We start from the raw sequence: 18,477 nt of genomic DNA, 5'->3' as shown, positions 1-18,477 counted from the left end.
AGTAATCTTAAGACCACTCAGTTAATCGCCTGATTTCATTCCTTAGGGGTTATTTTATTTAGCTTAACAGGGTTTGGCTCTAATAAAATATTTTAATCTTGATTAATGAAAAAAGGCAAAGATTTTACTTTAGCAAAAATAAAATGCCATAAGGATTTGCAGCGCTGGGTTTCTTGGCGCCAAAAGTTATAAAGAGCAGCATTATCCATAGTTTCGCTAGGTAGCACATAGGGGAAAAAAGAAAAGACGACAGGATTAGTTGTGCTGTATTTGTTAGCTATTTTTAATTGGGGAAGAACTAAGTCAGGTGGGGCACTTAGAAACACATTTTGCTTACTGTCTTCTATAAATAATTCTACAATAACCGCAAATTGCTTATCACTTCCTTCGTGAGCCGCAGTAATTATTTTTAAGTAGTCTTCTAGTGTACTTAACGTTAAGTTTTGAGTGCCAATACTATCTTGAAATAAGAAGTTATCGATTGTTGTATTAGTAAAAAGGAATTTATATAAAGCGGCTACCTGCTTAGGGTCTACTTGACCTGTAGCATAGGTAGATAGGCTGATAGGCCAATTGGGTCTTTGGCTTTTAAGTAATTGCGTAAGTTGACTTAAATAATTTTTTAAGAGATTACGACGTTTATCATTTTGCCAATTTAAGTCATCAATTTCTTCAGCAATATACCAACCTGCAACAGTATTACCTTCTGGATCTGCTGTGTTAATTAGATTCATAAGGTAAGGCATTGTGGTTTGCTGCTGTTGATAATGCTGTTCTAGGTAGGCATTTAGTTCTGCATCACTTCCTGAAAGGGCTTGCCAAAATTGCCGATTGTAATTTAAACCCATAGTTATAGTTAAGTGTTCTTTCTGAGCAGCTTTTATAACAGTAAATAAAAGTGAATTAAAAGGCTGATTAATAACAGGATAAAAAGCTGATTCGTCGTATGAACTCCATTGAATAATAATATGGTTTATGCCTAAGTTATGCGCTTCTTTAAATAAGGATTCCCATACCGCACTAGGGCGGTCTTTTTGATCGTTATATAATTGAAGAAAGCTAGTATTTACCTGGCTAATTGGACATTCTGCTAATAAAATTTTTTCAGCGCTCATCAGCGTAGCTTTATATAGTAAAAAAGCTAAAAAAATAATTTTCAACTGGTTTCCCTGCTTTAAAGTGAACTTTATTCTTACCGAAATACCGTAGCTCGACCACGGTACCTATACTTCTGTGCGGGGCCCTGTATCTTGACTATATCTGTGCAGGTGGCCCGCAAGAACCTTATGGGGTTTGTGTTTTAAACGAAGCCGCTTCCTGCGATCGGTGCGCACATCCATGTGCGCAACGGTTTAAAACACAAACCCCATAAGATACTTGCTCTATTGTAGATTCTTGTTAACACGAGATAGGTGCCTAAGGGGCCGGAGCCCTCTTCGTTTCAGCCAGGCTACTTACCTCTTTTAGAATCTAGCCCGAAATACCGTGGCTTGACCACGGTATCTATCTACCTATTTATAATCTTGCCTCATAAGTTAACTGTAGTGCAGAAATAGCTTCTGGTTTTAAGGGTTTAAAAAATAAAAAACGTGGCCGGTTGCCAAACTTTAGAAATTCTTCTGGTTCCTGATGTTTTAATGTTTTTTGTAAAATTTTCTTTGACCCAATATTATTTGGATGAACTGTCGCAACAGCCAAGTCTACTGGTTTGGTTTGAGTTTCTGTGGCTAGAACATGTTTAATGTATTTTTTTCCTAAAATAGCGACTTCAGTACCATAGCCTTTCCCGCCAAATCGTTGATCAATAATATACCCAATTTCTACCGTATTTTTATGGCCAGCGCCTACGTGAGCGAATTCATCACTCACTTGTTTTAGAAATAAGCTGCCTATAAACTCTTGAGTTTGCTTATCATGAACGGAAAAATTACTATAGTTTTCGCCACTGTTCCATTTTTGCACCTCACTTGCAACAAATTCGTTTACCGCTTGTGTACTCCAAACTTTACCTTCGCCAAACATGCTAATATTTTCAGGTTTTCCTAAAAGAAGACCATATTGCTCATTTAAATAGCTATCTTTGCTCTGATTAAGTGATTTAAGTTCCAAACGATTAGAGAAAATACTCGCTTGGTTATCATGAGTTTTAACTACAATCGGTCCTGCGGTTTTGGATTGTTGATTAGTTATTTTCATCACTACTTGCTCCCTTGAATGATTAAAATAATGGTTTTAGTGCTCGTTTTTTTCATCTATGAAAAAGATTAGAGTAAATGGTTATAAGTGTGTTGTCTAATTTTAATTTGTTTAGCTAGGTTTCCAATTAAACAGATTAGATACAAATCTTATTTAATACTTTATTTGCTTATTGATAATTTATTATTCATAATGGGTTTCCGGTGGGTTAATTTGCTTTAAATTGACCTCTTTTGAAGGAAATAAAATGAAAAAAACAATATTTTTGGCATTAGTTGCTTATTTAAATCTTTCCTCAGCCACAATGGTTCAATTAGCTGGCTTAGAAAATGTTAATAAAGCAAAACAACTTAACCTGGATTGGAATTTAAATTGGGGTAGCTGTTCAGCACCTAATTGGGATTGTCCTAATGAGAATATGTCAGTAACAGATTTTCCTATGGCAAAGTTTGGTGACTGGCTTTTGGCTTTTAACCAAGAAAATGTAAACCATATTTTGAAAAAAAGTTTAACTGGCGAAGATTCAACAATGACCTTCAAATTCGCAGGCTACAGTAAAGCTTGTAAAATAATTTTATCGAATAAGAATGTTATTAGTGTATTAATAAATCAAGATGGCAGTTGTTATTCCAGCTAATCTCAGTTTAGCCTAAGCAATTACCTAGTTGCTTAGGCTTCTATCTTATCTCTTGTTTATTAAACTTTCCCAATATGAAATAAAACATGCGCGAGAAAACCGAAAATTAAATGGACTTATTCTGGTTAGTTTTCTTGCTCTTGAAGCACCTAGAAGTGATAAGGGTGGGCATGTCTTAGGAAAATTAAAATTATAAGAGTAAATTAGATGTTCACTGCTTTAATTGTAATGGATCGTCCATGGAAAAGTAGGCTTCTAGAATCTCTTCTGGCGCATTTTCAGTTAACGTGCCATCCTTATTCATCCAGTTAAGATTGACAAATGCTTCGCGACTTCGGTTATTATTTTCTTTCGCATGTTTAAGATAATCGCTAAGCTCCCAATCATTTTTTAGTTCAGTTTTATACCATTTACTGAAGAAACCGTCTTTATCTTTAGTAAATAATCGTCGATGCTCTGCCTGAAATGCTTCCATACATGACCTAGATGCTTCTTTTTCCGTAATATATCTAGGGCTTGAATAGGTTTTAATAGTGTAATCGTATATAAAAAAATCTTTAATTTGCGATCGAATCTCTTGCTCTTTTTCACGCCTAGCAATAATTTTTTGAACAAGAGGATTGTCAATTTGTTTTTGTTCATCTGTAAACTTAGGCTGAGGAAAAACATCTGCTAGCGTTTGATAGGTCTGTTCATGTTCATGGTCGGCCATGCTAAAAAGATAATTTAAAGCGCCTTCTTTTACCTCTTGTTTAAACCATACGCGAAAGTCCTTAAAGTTGGAAAAAGTAATTTCACCATAATTAGGGTCAAACCAAGAAATGGCATTACCCCGTTTTACGAAGGATACAGCATGGCCGAAATTCTGTGGAAGTCCACCTCTGTTTTTATCCTTAATGTAGATATTGGCTTCAATAATACCAGAATGGAATTGCTGCGATTCGATATAGTTAAGGAGTTTATCTGCTTTAGCCTCTAAGCTTGGCACATGTTTATCTATTAGATACTGCTCGGTTGAAGCGTATTTATAGAATTTCTTTAAATCTTTATGTATTTTTTCTGGGGATGCCTCGTTATCTCCTATAATGACCGGATGAGGTAGGTGAGGTTCTGTGATTTCATAAGTTGCGGGTTCCCTCATATCTGCTACAAACATTTTACGTAACATCCATTCATGCGATAGCGCATTACAAGAGCCCTTCCAATCAGGATCTAAAATATTAGTTGTTGCACCCTGATCAAAAGGAGTATAAATAAAATCAATTCCCTTTTTCTCTAAAAAATCTAAGCATTTATAACTTTTCATACTACTAGTTAATCTCAATTGCCTATTTTTGTTTTTATAAGGATAAAATTAAAACATTATTAAGTAATTATAGATCAAATAATTATCAATTTGATTTAATGATTATTATAAAAAGGCTAAGGATAGAAATGGTAGGAAAAGATTGCTACTTAAAAAATATTATCTTTCAAACGCTTAAAAATTAAACAATTAAATAGATTTAAAATTATATAAATTTTATAAATAATTAGCGATTTATATAAAAATTAAACATTGCTTTGAGCAAAAGCTATACTTTATTGTAAGGCCAAAGTAGCAAAATTTAGGATTACCTTATGAAAGACCGCAACGAAAGTAAAGAAACTGAGACTAGAGTAAAGAAATCTGAACCTAAAGCAAAAAAATTGAAATTAGAAGAATATGCTCTAGAAATAGCTGAAATTTATGAGAAGATTAGAGAAATAGGTAGAGAATTAGCGGATTTAGAGCGCGTAGAAAATCAGTATAAAGGGCAAGATCTTATTTTAATGTCAGTCAATGCTGACGAATTTAACCCAGAAATCTTAAGTAATGCCCAACACCTAGTGGCTTTAAGAGACGCAGAAGGGGCATATACCTATAAGCTTTGGGCATCTCAAAAAGGTAAATGGCAATTGTTCGATTTAAAATTAGATCAAAATTTCGTACTACCTCCAGAATGGCATGGGCAAAATAAAGTATTTGTAAGCATGAATAACCCCATTTTTAAGCTATTAAATCAAAAGGATACGCTTTCTATGGGCACTTCTTTAAAAATTAAAGGAGAAAATGAAAAGATTTTTAAAGAAGAATCAGCGAAAATTAGAGCATTAAGTGATTTATTGAGCAAATTAAATTTTAAGAGAGCAGATTTGGAAACCGCTTTAACTCAAGCAGAAAACACCAAAGCAACGATTAAGAGAGGAAGAGAAATATCAAACCTTGTTGCTGACCCTAAGAAAATCTCAGATAAAATTAAAGGCCTTACAGATTTCAATGATTCTTACGAGAGATTTAAAACAGGCATGCAGCGGGATATAGATGAAATCTATTTTTTGGCTAAAGAGTTTGCAGTTAAGAAGGAGGAAATTAATGTAGACAAGTTAATAGCAGCAGGAAATACTATCTTCCTCGAAGAGCCCCAAGAACTAAATAGCTCTATTACAATAGAAGCACCTGCTCCAATTACAAATTATACTTTTTTCAATGATCCACAAAATAAAAAGAAATCAGAACCAGAAGAAGTAGAGAAAAAAACAACGCCTAAGAGCTTAGCAAGCAGCAAGCGAAAGTCAGGAGTCTTAAAAGAAGAGCGAGAAATTAAACGCCAAAGTGAAACTAGACGCCCTGATTTCATCACTAAAGAAGCTAAGAAGGAAGTAGGGCCAGAGCCAGAGAAGAAAAGGCAGTCGGTTTCCCGTTCAGTAAGCAGTAAAAGATTAAAAAGTAAGAGTACAATAAAGCCTGCCAAATTCACTACAAAGTTAGAGCAAAGTCAACCGCAGGTGCAGGAGCAGCCGCAGGTGAAAGTAAGTACCGATCGCCCGCGCCGCCCTTTAGAAAGACAGCATAATGTAACAGAGCAACAGAGAATGCAAAGACAAATGAGTAAGCCTGATGTAAAAAAACATACTTATTTTGCCGAGAAGGAACAGGAACGCAAACCTAAAGATTCTGGAGAGGAACTAACTAGAGAAGACTCTCAACGATTTAAAAAATAAGTTTGCTTTAAAGGTTAATTGTTTGAGCTTTAGTTAGCTATCGTAGCCCGGTTGCTTGCAACGGGGATTAAATCTTAGTTTAGCTAAACAGAGCCCAGCTGCTAGCAGCCGGGCTACAAGGTCGCTTTGAACACTTAGTTATCCACGTAACAATGCTGCACGTGATTGTCAGCAGTTCGTCGGTTTAAATTATCAATAAATCTTTGTTTAATAAGCAATGTAGCTATTTGCGCTTATAATCAATATAAGTGTAGTCTTAATAGCGTTTAAGCCTAGTTGTTAAATAAGGATATGCAAATGGATCATGGTCTTCCCCTAATTAATATGATTGCTATGGGATTTACTCTGGCATTAATTATGGGATTTATTGCTGTACGTCTTAAAATTCCAGCCTTGGTAGGTTATTTATTAGCCGGTGTGATTATTGGCCCCTTTACACCTGGATTAACAGCCAACGTTAAAATTGCGCAGGAACTTGCAGAAATTGGCATTATGCTGCTGATGTTTGGCGTAGGGCTCCATTTCTCATTATCAGATTTATTACGTGTGCGTAAGATTGCAATCCCTGGCGCACTTGTGCAAATCATTGTTGCAACCATACTCGGCTATGGTGCCGCTATCATGTGGGGCTGGGATCATGGTAGTGCTTTAATTTTAGGGCTTTCATTATCGGTAGCTAGCACGGTTGTCTTATTAAGAGCAATTGAAGAAAGAGGGGCCTTAGATTCAATTAACGGGCATATTGCAGTTGGTTGGCTGTTGGTCGAAGACTTAGTCATGATTATTGTCTTAGTCTTACTGCCACCCTTGTCTTATTTATTCGGAGGTCAAGCAGCTGCTGCTGATATGCATAAACCGTTGTGGCTTATACTGGGTTTAACACTTGTTAAAATATCAACGTTTATCGCATTAATGCTATTGGTAGGAAGACGCATTTTCCCTAAGGTACTTTGGCATGTCGCCCGTATTGGCTCGCGTGAATTATTTACCCTGTGTATTATTACCGCTGCAATTGGTATTGCTTATATAGCAGCCACATTGTTTAATGTTTCTTTTGCGCTCGGTGCTTTTTTTGCTGGCATGATCCTGCGCGAATCCTCATTTAGCCACCGGGCGGCTGAAGAATCTTTGCCTTTTCGAGAAGCGTTTGCGGTTTTATTTTTTGTGTCAGTGGGCATGTTATTTAATCCAGCAGTTTTAGTGGAATACCCCTTACAAGTACTCATCGTAGTGGGGATTATTATTATTGGAAAATCCATTGCGGCATTTATACTAGTACTCGCTTTTCGCTATCCGTTGCAATCAGCCTTAATAGTCTCAGCAAGCTTAGCCCAAATTGGCGAATTTTCATTTATCCTGGCGGAATTAGGCGTGCGTTTAGGCCTGCTTTCAGAAGAAGGGCGCAGCTTTATTTTAGCGGGAGCATTAATCTCAATTGCGCTTAATTCGTTTATCTTTAGGCTTATAAATCCATTTTATACTTGGATAAAGTCGTGTCCTAAATTGGTGAGATTTTTTGAGCGCGCTAACGATCCGCTGGCTGAATTACCCATGACGACTAAAGAAGATTATCTTGCAGGTCAAATTGTTTTAGTAGGCTATGGACGGGTAGGCAGACATATTGCTAACTTACTTTCTGAGCAATCTATCCCTTATGTGGTTGTTGAAGAAAATCGTGAGCTAATACAGGAGTTGCGAGAGTCTAATATTCCGGCAATTTATGGTGATGCCTCTAACCCATCGGTACTGATTCAAAGCCACATTGCTCGCGCCAGCATGCTGATGATAGTGATAGCAGATACTTTTCATGTCAGAAAAATGATTAAACTCGCATACACCCTTAACCCTGACATAGAAATAGTCGTGCGTACCCACGATGAAGAAGAAGCACAGTTATTGCAGGAAGAAGTCACCGGAAAAGTATTCTTTGCTGAAGGAGAGATTGCAAAAAACATGACAATTTATGCATTAAACCGCTATGGTAAAGATGTTGCCTCTGATTTAATAGAAACATTCAAGGGCCAGGGTAACTAAGCGCTTAATTGAAAAGTTAAATTTATACTCTAAATTGACTTGGATTTGATCAAAAAGGAGAGTGTGGTAATTGATTTTTATTCACGATGAGTCTGCTTAAAAAGCCTAAGGTTTCTGATTCTCAGTTAACAGTTTCTGAATTAATGCTTTGTCCTGCCTTCTAAAATAAGGATTTTATCATGATGAGATGGTTTGGATCGCCACTAAATTTTGTTTGCTTAAAGCCCACTTTTTCGTAACAGCGAATGGCTTGTTGGTTGTTGACATCTGGATCAACAATAATCGCTTTAAAGTGAGTTAGAAAGTTATTAATAAATTGATTGATGAGTTCTACTCCAGCTCCCTTGCTTCGTCCTTTCTCTTCTGCAATAAACAGATCAATTCCCACTAGAGAGTGGGCCTCATATTGTTGAAAAAGTGCATTATCATAACCATCAATCCCCTCAGGTAATGATTCGGTGAGTAAATAATATTGTATGAATCCAAAAGGGGAGTCAGCGATATATGCTATAAAGCTCGGTACATGCTCTTTGCCTAAAATTCTCGGTTCATATTTTTCTTTAATTTCACTGCGTGTCCAGTGTTTATCTCTTGCATACCAATAGTTAATAGCTGGTTCTTGAAACCATTGATAGAGTTGATTTAAATCTTCCACAGCTAATGGCTTAAATGTAAAATGATTCATATTTTTACTCTTTAGGTAGTTTATTTATTCAAGAACATCTTTGATAAATTGATTTACCTCTAGATTAGAGCGAGGTTCTATTAATTGAACATCAGGGTAGCAAAGTCATGAGGCTTGGTCTACGTTTTCGCGACGTGAGGCAATTTGTTACTAAAAGTTTCACAAGAAATTAAACCCTATGTACTCGCTTTACGCTTAAAACTCTACATACTACTCTTACGCTTAAATTCACGCACCGCGGTACGTAGGGATGGGGTTATATCTTATAGCAATAATCTTAGGTAGCCTGGGTGAAACAAAGTGAAACCCAGGTTTTAATCTTTCAGGCCCACACCTAGACTACATTTACTGCAATAGTATTTGCATTAATTATCCTTAATAATCCTATTTTGTGTAGCGAATATATAACCTATTTCTTTAGAATAAACTTAAAGAGGGCCTTAATAATAAATAAAATTAATATCTAACTAGTTCTTATTCATTCCCCAGATTAAAAAGTAATTCTTGACGACTTTTATAGGTTCTTATGCTAAGGTAAAAATAATGAGTTGCAGCTTCAGTGTTTAGCTCCTAGTTTATAGAAAACAAGTAACCAACTAAACAGTTTCCTAGCGTAGGCGTCTTTCTATGGATGGTAATGAACTAATTTATGCAGTCAATGATAAACCTCCTTTCGTAAAATTAATTTTACTTGGGCTACAACATACCCTGCTCATGTCTGTCTATTTGGTTCTCATTATTATTGTGGTAAGAGCGTCAAAGCTATCCGATGCTATAGCGGTTGATGCTGTCAGAGTAGGTATGATTGCGCTTGCTATTGCAACCTCGCTACAAGCCTTAAAGCCACCCTTGGGCTCAGGCTTTTTGGCAGCCCCTGTGGTATCTGCTATTTATTTCAAGGCATCCCTACTAGCTGCTGACGCAGGGGGACTCCCCTTAGTCATGGGAATGACTATCTTTGCAGGATTTTTAGAGATTTTGTTTTCTCGCCTGTTATATCGATTACGAGTAATTTTCCCGCCTGGAATTTCTGGTTTTATCATTGTGATTGTTGGTATTGAATTAGGCCTTGAAGGTATTAGGCAATTTCTAGGGGTAGCAAAACCTGGGGCCTATCACTTTGAGACGCATTTTTTGGTTGGCCTATTTACTTTAGTCATGATGGTGGGGTTAAGCATCTGGTGGCGAGGTATTATTAAACTTATTTGCTCTTTTATAGGTTTATTGTCTGGCTTTATAATAGCTTTTCTATTTGGAGTCATCAATCCTGAAAAAATTGCCCTCCTAAAATCGATACCCTATGTTGCCTTGCCTAATTTCTCGTTTATTTCTTATCAATTTTCGTTCTCGCTTATTTTGCCTTTTTTTATAGCTAGCATTGCGGCAGCTCTGCGCACGATTGGCGTGATTACGACGTGTCAAAAAATTAATGATATAAATTGGAAAAGTCCTGATTTAAAGTCAATTAAAGGCGGGGTATTTGCTGACGGTATGGGTGCGGTAATTGCAGGGTTATTAGGTATTCCTGGTATTAGTACCGGTCCAAGTTTAGTGGGTATATCAAGTGCTGCAGGAGCCACGAGCCGCTACATTGCTTTTGCAACAAGCGGTATTTTGTTGATTCTGGCATTACTGCCCAAAATAGTCTCCATTTTATTAATTATTCCCATGTCTGTTGTAGGTCCTGCATTAATGTTTACTGCAAGTTTTATGATAGTAGGCGGTATTCAGGTTATGACCTCAAGAAATATTGATGCCAGGATGACTTATGTTATAGGTTTTGCTTTTTTATTTGGACTTAGTAAAGAAATATACCCTGCATTTTATAGCTCATTACCGCATGCATTACAAGCGATTACAAGTACCTCACTTTCACTTTCAGTTTTTGTTGCTCTTATCCTGCATCTGATTTTCCGTATAGGTATACGCAAAGATGCAGTGGTAACCTTTGAAAAAGAAAAAGAGTTATCTAAAGATGATCTGAATTATTTTATCTATGAAAATGGTAAAAAATGGGGCATCAACCCGACAATAATAGACAGAGTAGCACTTACAACTGGCGAAGTGATGCAACATATTCGTCGGACTCAACTAACTGAAGGTGATGTCGATGTTAAATTAAGTTATAACCAAGTAGACTTTATTGTCCATATAAAATACATCGGGGACTTGTTACTACTGCCCTTTGTCAACCAAGGAAAGAAAGTGTTTCTCGAAGAAGAAGCGTTCTCTTATGGCTTAACTGATTTCCTAACAGGCGTCTACCCTGATAAATTTGAGCGCTACATGCTTAACGATGAGGCGAATATTAAATTGTATTTTATTGTCTAAAAATTTGCTTCCACGCCAAATTCACATCATGATATTAGATAGCTTCTCAATTAAAGACTATAAATAATGCAAGAAACGATTATTAATTTATTGATTAAAAAAGAAAAACAATTACTAGATAAGACAGATTCTTTAACTGAGTTGGCCAATCTTATTGATGATGACTTTATAGAAATTGGCAGTAGCGCGACCTGTTATGATAAAGCTGAAGTTATACGATGGCTTGCGAGTGACGATCAATCTCAACGTAGTGGAAATTCATTTAAAGCACAAGCGCTTGCTGAGAATATCATCTTATTAACCTACATTAGCTCAATTAAGGCGACGCCTGAGGCTAAAAGCAAGCAAGCGATGCGCTCATCAATTTGGCGATTGAAGCAAGGGCAGTGGCGCATGATCTTTCATCAAGGCACGCCATTAAAATAAAGGCTACTTATTGGGTTTACGTAGAAATATAAGATTATCCATACTTAGATACCTTAGACGTCGTTGCCTATTGTTCTTACTAATCACAATAAAATTAGCTTGTTTTATTTAAAAGGGCAAACTTTCCTAAAAAAACTTATGCTATAAACCAATTGCAATTGGTTTCATCTTTAACAATCCTTTGAATTCACTCATGTTTCTATGAGTTCATCCTTTATCTCATAAATACATAATATTTACATAATGATTAATTAATAATCATCATGTATAATAAGTATAGTAATTCTATTAGTATGTCCTAAATTAGAAAAGTTATGAGCAAAATTTCAATTTATGTCAATATTCCTGGCAAGCAAAGCACAGAGCTTCGTACTTATAAAATAAGTAAGAAGGCAATGTTTAATATTGCAGAAATAGTCAATCAACATGCCAGGCCAGCAGATAGCGATATTCATTCAGAAGAATCGCATATTATTATAGATGGTAAACATTACGAATTTGATAAGCAAAATATCCATTACTACGAAGAAATTAAAAGTGAGTTATTGAAGTTAGAAAAAGGTAAATCTGTTGACCTAGAAGAGGATGACGGTCTGGTCGAAACTGTCGAAGATCAAAAAAAAATAATTGAGATTTCAGCTAATAAGAAAGAAGTAATATCAGAGCCTTCCTTTACTGTTCAATCTATAATAGACACTGTTCAAGAAAAATTAGCGCAATTTTCTCAATTAAATGATGCGAACTATCGAGAAAAGATTAATATTTCAAAAAGGCTTCCTGCGGTATTAGCAGATTTTTATAGAGAAATTGAAGACCTTAGAAAAGTAATCCCTGGGCCTAAGCTTGATCTTTCTTCTTATAGAGGGAATGGCAGGCAAGAACAGCTTATAAGTAAAAAGCAAGAATTAGAAAGACAATTACAGTCTGTAGACGCAATATTAGCTACCCTAAGTAATGCTAAGTCAACGCATCTACAAATTGCTTTTTCTCGTTCTAAAGATGATTTAGGTAATTTTGATTTAAAAAAATTAAATAAACATTATGTAGCCTTAACCAAAACATTAGAGCAGCTTAATGATGCGCTTGACTTACACTTTCAGCAAATTAAAACCGAATTAGAAATAATAGAAGAGAAAAAAGAAGAAGAAAAATTCGAAAATTCCATTGTTATCAGAACCTGGTATGGGTCAGAAAATGATGAAGAAGATACTCGTCAAATTATGGGCATTCCAACAGATGGCCATACCACAGTCGAATTATACAAGAATAAGAATGAACGTATTTACTTAGGTTTTTATGTTGTCCCAGATAGACAAGATCAATCGCTGGTTAAACAAGCATTTAAAAAAGCAGGACTGCCTTCACCTACGGTAGGTAAAGGTTATTTTGTTGATTTGGGCTATGATCAATCACTTGTAGGTAAAGACAAAAAATTTCGCCGCTGTGAAACAGTCGTCGTAAAATGCGATCGCCCAGGCGCTGAGCTTGATTTTAATGCTGCGTATGAATGGGCAAGAAGAACTAAAGCAAAATACCCTAGTAAAGGAAAAGGGTCAAAAAAAATTCAAATTATTGATGATTATAATTTTTATAACAAAAATTGCGCTTCCTTTGGCATAGAAGCTTTGCGCCAGGCAGGAGCTGAATCAGTCCTTAAATACTCTGGTAGTACATTAGCCAGCCTTGATACACCAACTGGGGTGCGCAAATACGCACAATCTTTAGAAAAAACACTTGCCGAAAGAGCTAAAATCTACGCGGAAGAAAATAAAATTCTTGCTGATGGCAGTAAGACTTTGCAGGAAAAATATAGCTATTATATAAAATTTGCGATTGCTAGATTAGAATTAGTTAAGACAGCTGATCCAGAGCTTCAGACTGCTTTAGACAGTTTAATTGGTCAACTATATAACGCAGCAGATGAAATAGCTAAATTACCAGACACAGAAGTTAAAGGTTATATTGATGAATTATTTGTAAACTTGCATGGGGTTATTAACCATTTCATAGTCCAAGACACGCATGCTGATTGTTCTGAGATTATTGAGACTTTGAAAAATTTGTCGAGCTTAATGCCACCTCAGGACAAGCTATTTATTAATGTAATTACTAGTAGCATAGTCAATAATTTACACTCTTACAACTCACGTCATGTAAATGGAGAATTTGGCGATTTCAAAATAACATATCTAGATATGAATAATAAAGTGTCTTCTGTTGCTTATGACTCTGACATGAGTTTATTTGCTAAAACGCTGCAAATTAGAACGACACTTTACCAATTAAATGAATTATATCAGGCGGAAAGGGAAGGTTATAAAGATAAGGAAAAAAGTTACAAAAAAAAAGAAGATCGTGAAAAGCTAAAGGCACATTTTACAAATTTAACCGATTATTATCGAGCCGCTCACGAACAATTAGTAAATACCTTAGCAACGTTACGCAATGAGATCTATTTTAAACCGGGAGCATTAGAAATAAATAATGCTCATTTAGATAATTTAATGAAATTGTTTTTACCTGCTAACATTCAAATTGCTCAGCAATTATCGGTTCCAAATTTATTGCAGAATGCAAAGAGTGAAAATACCTGGGCCGATGCCTCTAATCTCCCCCGCCTAAAAGATAATGATCGAACAAATATTCTTAGGGGCAAGGGTGAAGCGTCTAAACCTAATATATTGGCATTTTGGAACTGGCCGAAGCGGCATCAGCATTTTGAGTTTGAACATAGGGTTAAAGTTTATCAGATTGTAAATAATGACCAATTACATTGGAAAGCTAAACTTCAACTGATTGATAATTTAGTTGCTGAAAACAAGCCTGGGTTATTAAAAGTTTGGCGTCAAGATGAACGCAAGCGTTATGATAATTTAAAAGCGCAAGCATCTTTCATTTGCTTATTAGAAGCCTTTACAGAAGGTAAATTATCAGAAGCGAATTTTGCAGTGGAAATTGAGAAAATTATTCCCGACATAGAAGAAAGTAAGCGTCCAGCGCTTACGCAATTTAAGAAAGATTTTCTAGATGGATATCAAGTACTCGTTAATAAGGAAAGTAAAGATAATGCTAATTCACAAGCACAGCAACATAAACCATATACTTACAAAAATATGTTGGGGGAATTATTAAAAACAACTGCTAATACGAGCTTAAGTAGGGGCGATATGTTTGAGGATTTAGGCATGGCAATCTACGCAGATCGTCAATACAGTAGATTAAATCCACAGCTTACTAAGCGTAAAGAGAGTCAGGCCCCAAAACCTGATCCAACACCTGAAGAGCAAGTTCAAATTGAAGTTGGTTTATGGCAACTTATGGGTTAAATAATAAGAAAATCAGCACATGTAACCTATTTATCTGCAACTGTCTTTTGATCATATCTCATCGGGAAGCAGGGGCCTACAGCAAGCTTCGTTTACTAGCTACAGAAAGTGCCACATCGCTGGATACTGCGGTCAAGCCACGGTAATTCGTTTTCTTTTTGAATTCTTCCACTCTATCGAAATACCAAGCAAACAGGCTACGAGCTTTTTGGATTAACCAGAGGGTAATCCTAACAGTTAGTAATGACTCCATTGGCTATGCATAGTGATTTAGGTTTACTTCTATTTCTAACAGCTCCCCTAGTGGGTAGAGCCAATGAAGGCTCATTTGCTTGCGCAATGACGTGGCTTGCGCCACCTGTAAAAGTGATCTCACCACCAACAGTATCAATACCCTGAGCTAACCCACCTTGGGTATTTTCTGCGTTAATGAATGAATTACTGATGTTTATCGTAGCTCCACCAATATAGTCAATTACGCCAATTGCTTCATTATCAGAGGCACTTTTTGCATAGATTTGTGAGCTAGTAATAATTGAATTAAAGGCATCAACAGCATGAGATAAGCCACTGCTTCTCGCATAAGAAGTAATTAAACTGCTGGTAACAAGCGCATCATTGCCAGTGCTTAGGCCGTAAACATCGCCGTCTGCAGTTGTATTAATTACACTATTACTCACGTGAGCATTATTAATAGCGCTAACACCAAAAATAAGACCTGTCCCAGTTACATTGACTATGGACTGCGTGACAGTGGCATTATTATTAGCGGCTACCCCATATGTGCCTGTCTCGCTGGTTCCGATTGCGTTGATTGTTGAGTGTTTAACAGAAAGGTTTTGTCCGACAACCCCATAATTACCAAATTCTAAATTAGAGCCTGCAATATTGATTATTGAATAATTAATAAAAATCTTTTCATAATTATTAAGCCCGCCTACAGCAAGCCCTGTTTCACTGTTGGCATTAAGTATCGAATAATTAACATACAAGTTATTATTGTTAGCATAGGATGCATAGGCATTTACCTCTTGAGTCCCCAGCGAGTTAATGACAGAGTTATTAATAACCATATTAGTATTCGCGCCTACCGTAATGGCTGCATCAAATAACGAACCGGTTATAACAGTAGGCATAACCTGATTAATATTAGTTACCTGCATATTATTGATTAAACCATTATTACTCCACCACAGCCCACCAATAATATGTGGAAGCTGGTTAAAGTTAGCTGGATTAATAAAATTGCTGGTTCGTCCCCAAAGCGTTTGCCCATCTGCTAATTGAATAAAGCCATTATTTCCTGTGCTGGGAAGAATGTAGGTGCCTGGTGCAAACCACATTTGTGCTTGAGGTGCTATTGTAGCAATGCCATTAGTTAGTGTTTGGTCTAAGTTTAAGCAGGGGTTTTCAGCAGTGCAATTTAACAAGTTTACTGGTGCATTATGTCCTTGAAACGTACCATTTGGACTAAAAAACCAAATATTATTAGTAATAACTTGCGGCGAGGTAGGCTTAAAACCTTTCCGAACTGGTGTTCCTAACCCTTCATATTGACGAGCGAGATGACGAATAATGGGTGCTGTCATACGCTCAGATATAGGTTGCGTTTCTGCATAATTAAAACCATCAAAGCTCAATCTTATGCCTATAGAAAATTTATTTTTATTTTGGTTATCATAATTATCTTGAACAATAAGGGCAGCATTTTTCCTGGCGAATAATTCAATATTCGCTTCAACGCCTGTAATTTCTTTAGCATGGTTAAATTGAAAATAATAGACGCCACCACGTAGCCACCCACCTTGATACCAGGGAAGGTAATGACCTAACTCTGCCTCAACACCCGTTCCATATTCATCAGTTAAAGCGACTGGTGTATCAAAAAAACTGTGCCCCTGAACATAATTTAAGTGATTAAAATTTGGTGAGCTGGCAACATTCATTTGGCTAAGCTCGCTTGCAAAGAGGTTTTGATAAGGCTGGCTAGCATGACTTAAAGGAATATAACCTTGTACACGCGCTTCATTATATTGACCAAGTAATTCAATACCCGGATTAGCAAGCCAGGCCTGGGTGCGGTTAGCTGTTTTTTGATAATCAGCAAAGAAGAATCCACCCAAAGCCACAGGCGCTTGATTTAAATGCGTGAGTTGTCGAAATCCCGTGCCAAGACTGTAGACTACATTTTCTTTATGAAAATCGCCGCTACCACCTAAAACAGAGCCATCTAGAAACCAGAGTTGATTATTATTTCCTATTAAAGGTTGCATGCCATCAATAAAACCACTTACAAGATGGTCACCAACTAACCCTTGGCCTGTAAATCTTGTTGACCATGGAGCCGTTATGAATTCACTATAGGTTACTTCTGAATAGAGGGAAAAAATAAAAGCCATGATTGTGCTTGGAATTATAGTTGTTTTCGCAGTCAAGGCTGTTGCGTGTGTCATTTTAGTCTAGTCCATTAGATTAGTAAATATAGTAAGCCCTGTATTATTGAATATAATAATTTTATTTTCAATGGGTTATATCTTTTCAGTTAAAGCGCAGCGACTTTTTAAAACTTCCTTAATCCATTTATCCTGCATGGTTTTCTTTAATAATGAAGAACGAAAGCTATTAATTATCAACTTCTTTATGTCTCTATTATTAAGTCTAAGTGCTTTAGATAATTCTAAATAGTTATCAAGTAAATCTGCATTAAGATAAGCGGGATCATCAGCATTTATTGAAATGACAAGGCCCTGTTTCATGAAAAAATGTGCTGGATGACTTGCTAAATTATTAATAGGACCAATTTTAACTTCAGAAATCGGACATAGCGCAAGCGGAATTTTACATTGTTTCAAACGCTTGATAACTTGTTTATCGGAAGAAGCCATATTGCCATGATCAAGCCGGCTAATTAAGTTACAATTTATTAAAAACTCACTGATATAAGGTTGTGCTAATTCATCATGACCACCATGTGGAATAATCTTTAAATTATTTTTCCTAGCAAGCTCAAATAGCTTATAAAATTTGGAAGGTGGATTGTCTTTTTCGTCAGAGTCTAAGCCAATAGCAACAAATTTAGCTTTAAATTTGGCGTGCTGCTTAGCATAATAAATTAATTTATTTAACGTTGATAAGGCTAATTCTTGCGGCTTATCCCGTAAGAATGCGGGAATCAACAGGACTGATAGACGGGTATGCTTATTAAAATCATCAACTGCAGCAGTAATGCCATCAAGTAAATCGTTTAATTTAACGCCTCTGTGCAAATGTGAATCTGGGTCAAATTGTATTTCTAAATGAACGACGCCTTGTTTATGCTGGGCTCTAAGCAGCGCTGTCATGAGTTCATAATAATCTTGTTTTTTTTGCAAGGCTTCGCTATTAGCATAATATAAGGACAAAAATTGAGAGAGGGTTGTTAAATTTTCTATGCGGTTTTTTAGATCTTGGCGAGATGCATAAGGTATTTTAAGATGATTTCTTTCGGCAAATTTCCAATATAGTTTGGTGGTCAAGCTGCCCTCTAAATGAATTGACAAATGCGCTTTTGGTATATTAGCTAAACACTGCCTAGCGCTGTGGCCGTTGACATGGCCAGTTAGCGGAAAAAGTAAAATTAAGATGAAAAACAGCTTTGCAACTTCTTTTTTAGCGATCATATTTATATTTCTTAAAAGTCTTATTAATAATATCATCTTAAAAACTCAAGCGGGTAGTAACACACAGATTGAAATCAACAGGGTTGACAGTGGGGCAAGTGGGATTGAGTTAGAGTTAGCTGAATTGGCTTTACCTTGTTCTGAGCCTTTAAATAGTAA

Annotated in this window: 12 protein-coding genes; 6 read left to right on the top strand and 6 right to left on the bottom strand. The window is 36.3% G+C overall.

Features of this window, described 5'->3' with window-relative positions; all coding sequences use genetic code 11:
- Window positions 1-92: 92 nt before the first annotated feature.
- Together DYE47_RS08875 and DYE47_RS08870 are read right to left on the bottom strand one after the other, a co-directional pair.
- Window positions 93-1,160 (bottom strand): DUF4434 domain-containing protein, encoded by a 1,068-nt coding sequence (locus tag DYE47_RS08875; RefSeq protein ID WP_115302929.1) that lies wholly within the window; start codon window positions 1,158-1,160, stop codon window positions 93-95.
- A 355-nt stretch (window positions 1,161-1,515) separates the two neighbouring features.
- The gene (locus DYE47_RS08870; RefSeq protein ID WP_115302928.1) at window positions 1,516-2,196 is read right to left on the bottom strand and encodes a GNAT family N-acetyltransferase; all 681 of its coding nucleotides are present in this window, start codon (window positions 2,194-2,196) and stop codon (window positions 1,516-1,518) included.
- A gap of 247 nt (window positions 2,197-2,443) precedes the next feature.
- Here DYE47_RS08870 and DYE47_RS08865 point away from each other — a divergent pair, with 247 nt between their 5' ends.
- Window positions 2,444-2,833, top strand: a complete 390-nt coding sequence (locus DYE47_RS08865; protein WP_115302927.1) for a hypothetical protein — start codon at window positions 2,444-2,446, stop codon at window positions 2,831-2,833.
- Window positions 2,834-3,044: 211 nt separating this feature from the next.
- Here DYE47_RS08865 and DYE47_RS08860 read toward each other — a convergent pair whose 3' ends face one another.
- Window positions 3,045-4,139, bottom strand: coding sequence for a YopT-type cysteine protease domain-containing protein (locus DYE47_RS08860; protein WP_115302926.1), 1,095 nt, complete (start codon window positions 4,137-4,139; stop codon window positions 3,045-3,047).
- A 314-nt stretch (window positions 4,140-4,453) separates the two neighbouring features.
- Between DYE47_RS08860 and DYE47_RS08855 the strand changes: the two genes are divergently transcribed.
- A complete protein-coding gene (locus tag DYE47_RS08855; RefSeq protein ID WP_115302925.1) occupies window positions 4,454-5,857 on the top strand; it encodes a hypothetical protein in 1,404 nt (467 codons plus the stop codon).
- Window positions 5,858-6,154: 297 nt separating this feature from the next.
- Complete coding sequence (locus DYE47_RS08850; RefSeq protein ID WP_115302924.1) at window positions 6,155-7,891, top strand: cation:proton antiporter domain-containing protein; 1,737 nt, start codon at window positions 6,155-6,157, stop codon at window positions 7,889-7,891.
- Between the two features lie 160 nt (window positions 7,892-8,051).
- On the opposite strand, the gene DYE47_RS08845 is transcribed toward DYE47_RS08850, so the two are convergent.
- Window positions 8,052-8,576: a GNAT family N-acetyltransferase gene (locus DYE47_RS08845; protein WP_115302923.1), complete on the bottom strand. Its 525-nt coding sequence runs from the start codon at window positions 8,574-8,576 to the stop codon at window positions 8,052-8,054.
- Between the two features lie 627 nt (window positions 8,577-9,203).
- Between DYE47_RS08845 and DYE47_RS08840 the strand changes: the two genes are divergently transcribed.
- The 3 genes from DYE47_RS08840 to DYE47_RS08830 all read left to right on the top strand — a co-directional run bounded on the left by DYE47_RS08840 (window position 9,204) and on the right by DYE47_RS08830 (window position 14,659).
- Entirely contained in the window at window positions 9,204-10,907 is a 1,704-nt protein-coding gene (locus DYE47_RS08840) for a uracil-xanthine permease family protein (protein WP_115302922.1), read from the top strand.
- A 66-nt stretch (window positions 10,908-10,973) separates the two neighbouring features.
- Entirely contained in the window at window positions 10,974-11,333 is a 360-nt protein-coding gene (locus DYE47_RS08835; RefSeq protein ID WP_115302921.1) for a nuclear transport factor 2 family protein, read from the top strand.
- 314 nt (window positions 11,334-11,647) lie between these two features.
- Window positions 11,648-14,659 (top strand): hypothetical protein, encoded by a 3,012-nt coding sequence (locus DYE47_RS08830; protein ID WP_115302920.1) that lies wholly within the window; start codon window positions 11,648-11,650, stop codon window positions 14,657-14,659.
- A 230-nt stretch (window positions 14,660-14,889) separates the two neighbouring features.
- Here the strand turns inward: DYE47_RS08830 and DYE47_RS08825 are convergent, their stop codons facing one another.
- Together DYE47_RS08825 and add are read right to left on the bottom strand one after the other, a co-directional pair.
- A complete protein-coding gene (locus DYE47_RS08825) occupies window positions 14,890-17,112 on the bottom strand; it encodes an autotransporter outer membrane beta-barrel domain-containing protein (RefSeq protein ID WP_115302919.1) in 2,223 nt (740 codons plus the stop codon).
- Between the two features lie 75 nt (window positions 17,113-17,187).
- Window positions 17,188-18,318 carry an adenosine deaminase gene (gene add, locus DYE47_RS08820; RefSeq protein ID WP_160149879.1) on the bottom strand — a complete coding sequence of 377 codons (1,131 nt, stop codon included), beginning with the start codon at window positions 18,316-18,318 and terminating at the stop codon, window positions 17,188-17,190.
- Window positions 18,319-18,477: the final 159 nt, after the last annotated feature.

It is taken from the genome of Legionella beliardensis (assembly GCF_900452395.1).
GTDB lineage: Bacteria > Pseudomonadota > Gammaproteobacteria > Legionellales > Legionellaceae > Legionella_C > Legionella_C beliardensis.
The sequence above is the reverse complement of the archived record's forward strand: the minus strand, read 5'-3'. Positions and strand labels throughout refer to the sequence as shown.

Bases quoted from the DNA above. Each gene is read 5' to 3' on its own strand.
- DYE47_RS08870 (WP_115302928.1), bottom strand. From the start codon at position 2,196: ATGAAAATAACTAATCAACAATCCAAAACCGCAGGACCGATTGTAGTT.
- DYE47_RS08865 (WP_115302927.1), top strand. From the start codon at position 2,444: ATGAAAAAAACAATATTTTTGGCATTAGTTGCTTATTTAAATCTTTCC.
- DYE47_RS08860 (WP_115302926.1), bottom strand. From the start codon at position 4,139: ATGAAAAGTTATAAATGCTTAGATTTTTTAGAGAAAAAGGGAATTGAT.
- DYE47_RS08855 (WP_115302925.1), top strand. From the start codon at position 4,454: ATGAAAGACCGCAACGAAAGTAAAGAAACTGAGACTAGAGTAAAGAAA.
- DYE47_RS08850 (WP_115302924.1), top strand. From the start codon at position 6,155: ATGGATCATGGTCTTCCCCTAATTAATATGATTGCTATGGGATTTACT.
- DYE47_RS08845 (WP_115302923.1), bottom strand. From the start codon at position 8,576: ATGAATCATTTTACATTTAAGCCATTAGCTGTGGAAGATTTAAATCAA.
- DYE47_RS08840 (WP_115302922.1), top strand. From the start codon at position 9,204: ATGGATGGTAATGAACTAATTTATGCAGTCAATGATAAACCTCCTTTC.
- DYE47_RS08835 (WP_115302921.1), top strand. From the start codon at position 10,974: ATGCAAGAAACGATTATTAATTTATTGATTAAAAAAGAAAAACAATTA.
- DYE47_RS08830 (WP_115302920.1), top strand. From the start codon at position 11,648: ATGAGCAAAATTTCAATTTATGTCAATATTCCTGGCAAGCAAAGCACA.
- DYE47_RS08825 (WP_115302919.1), bottom strand. From the start codon at position 17,112: ATGACACACGCAACAGCCTTGACTGCGAAAACAACTATAATTCCAAGC.
- add (WP_160149879.1), bottom strand. From the start codon at position 18,318: ATGATCGCTAAAAAAGAAGTTGCAAAGCTGTTTTTCATCTTAATTTTA.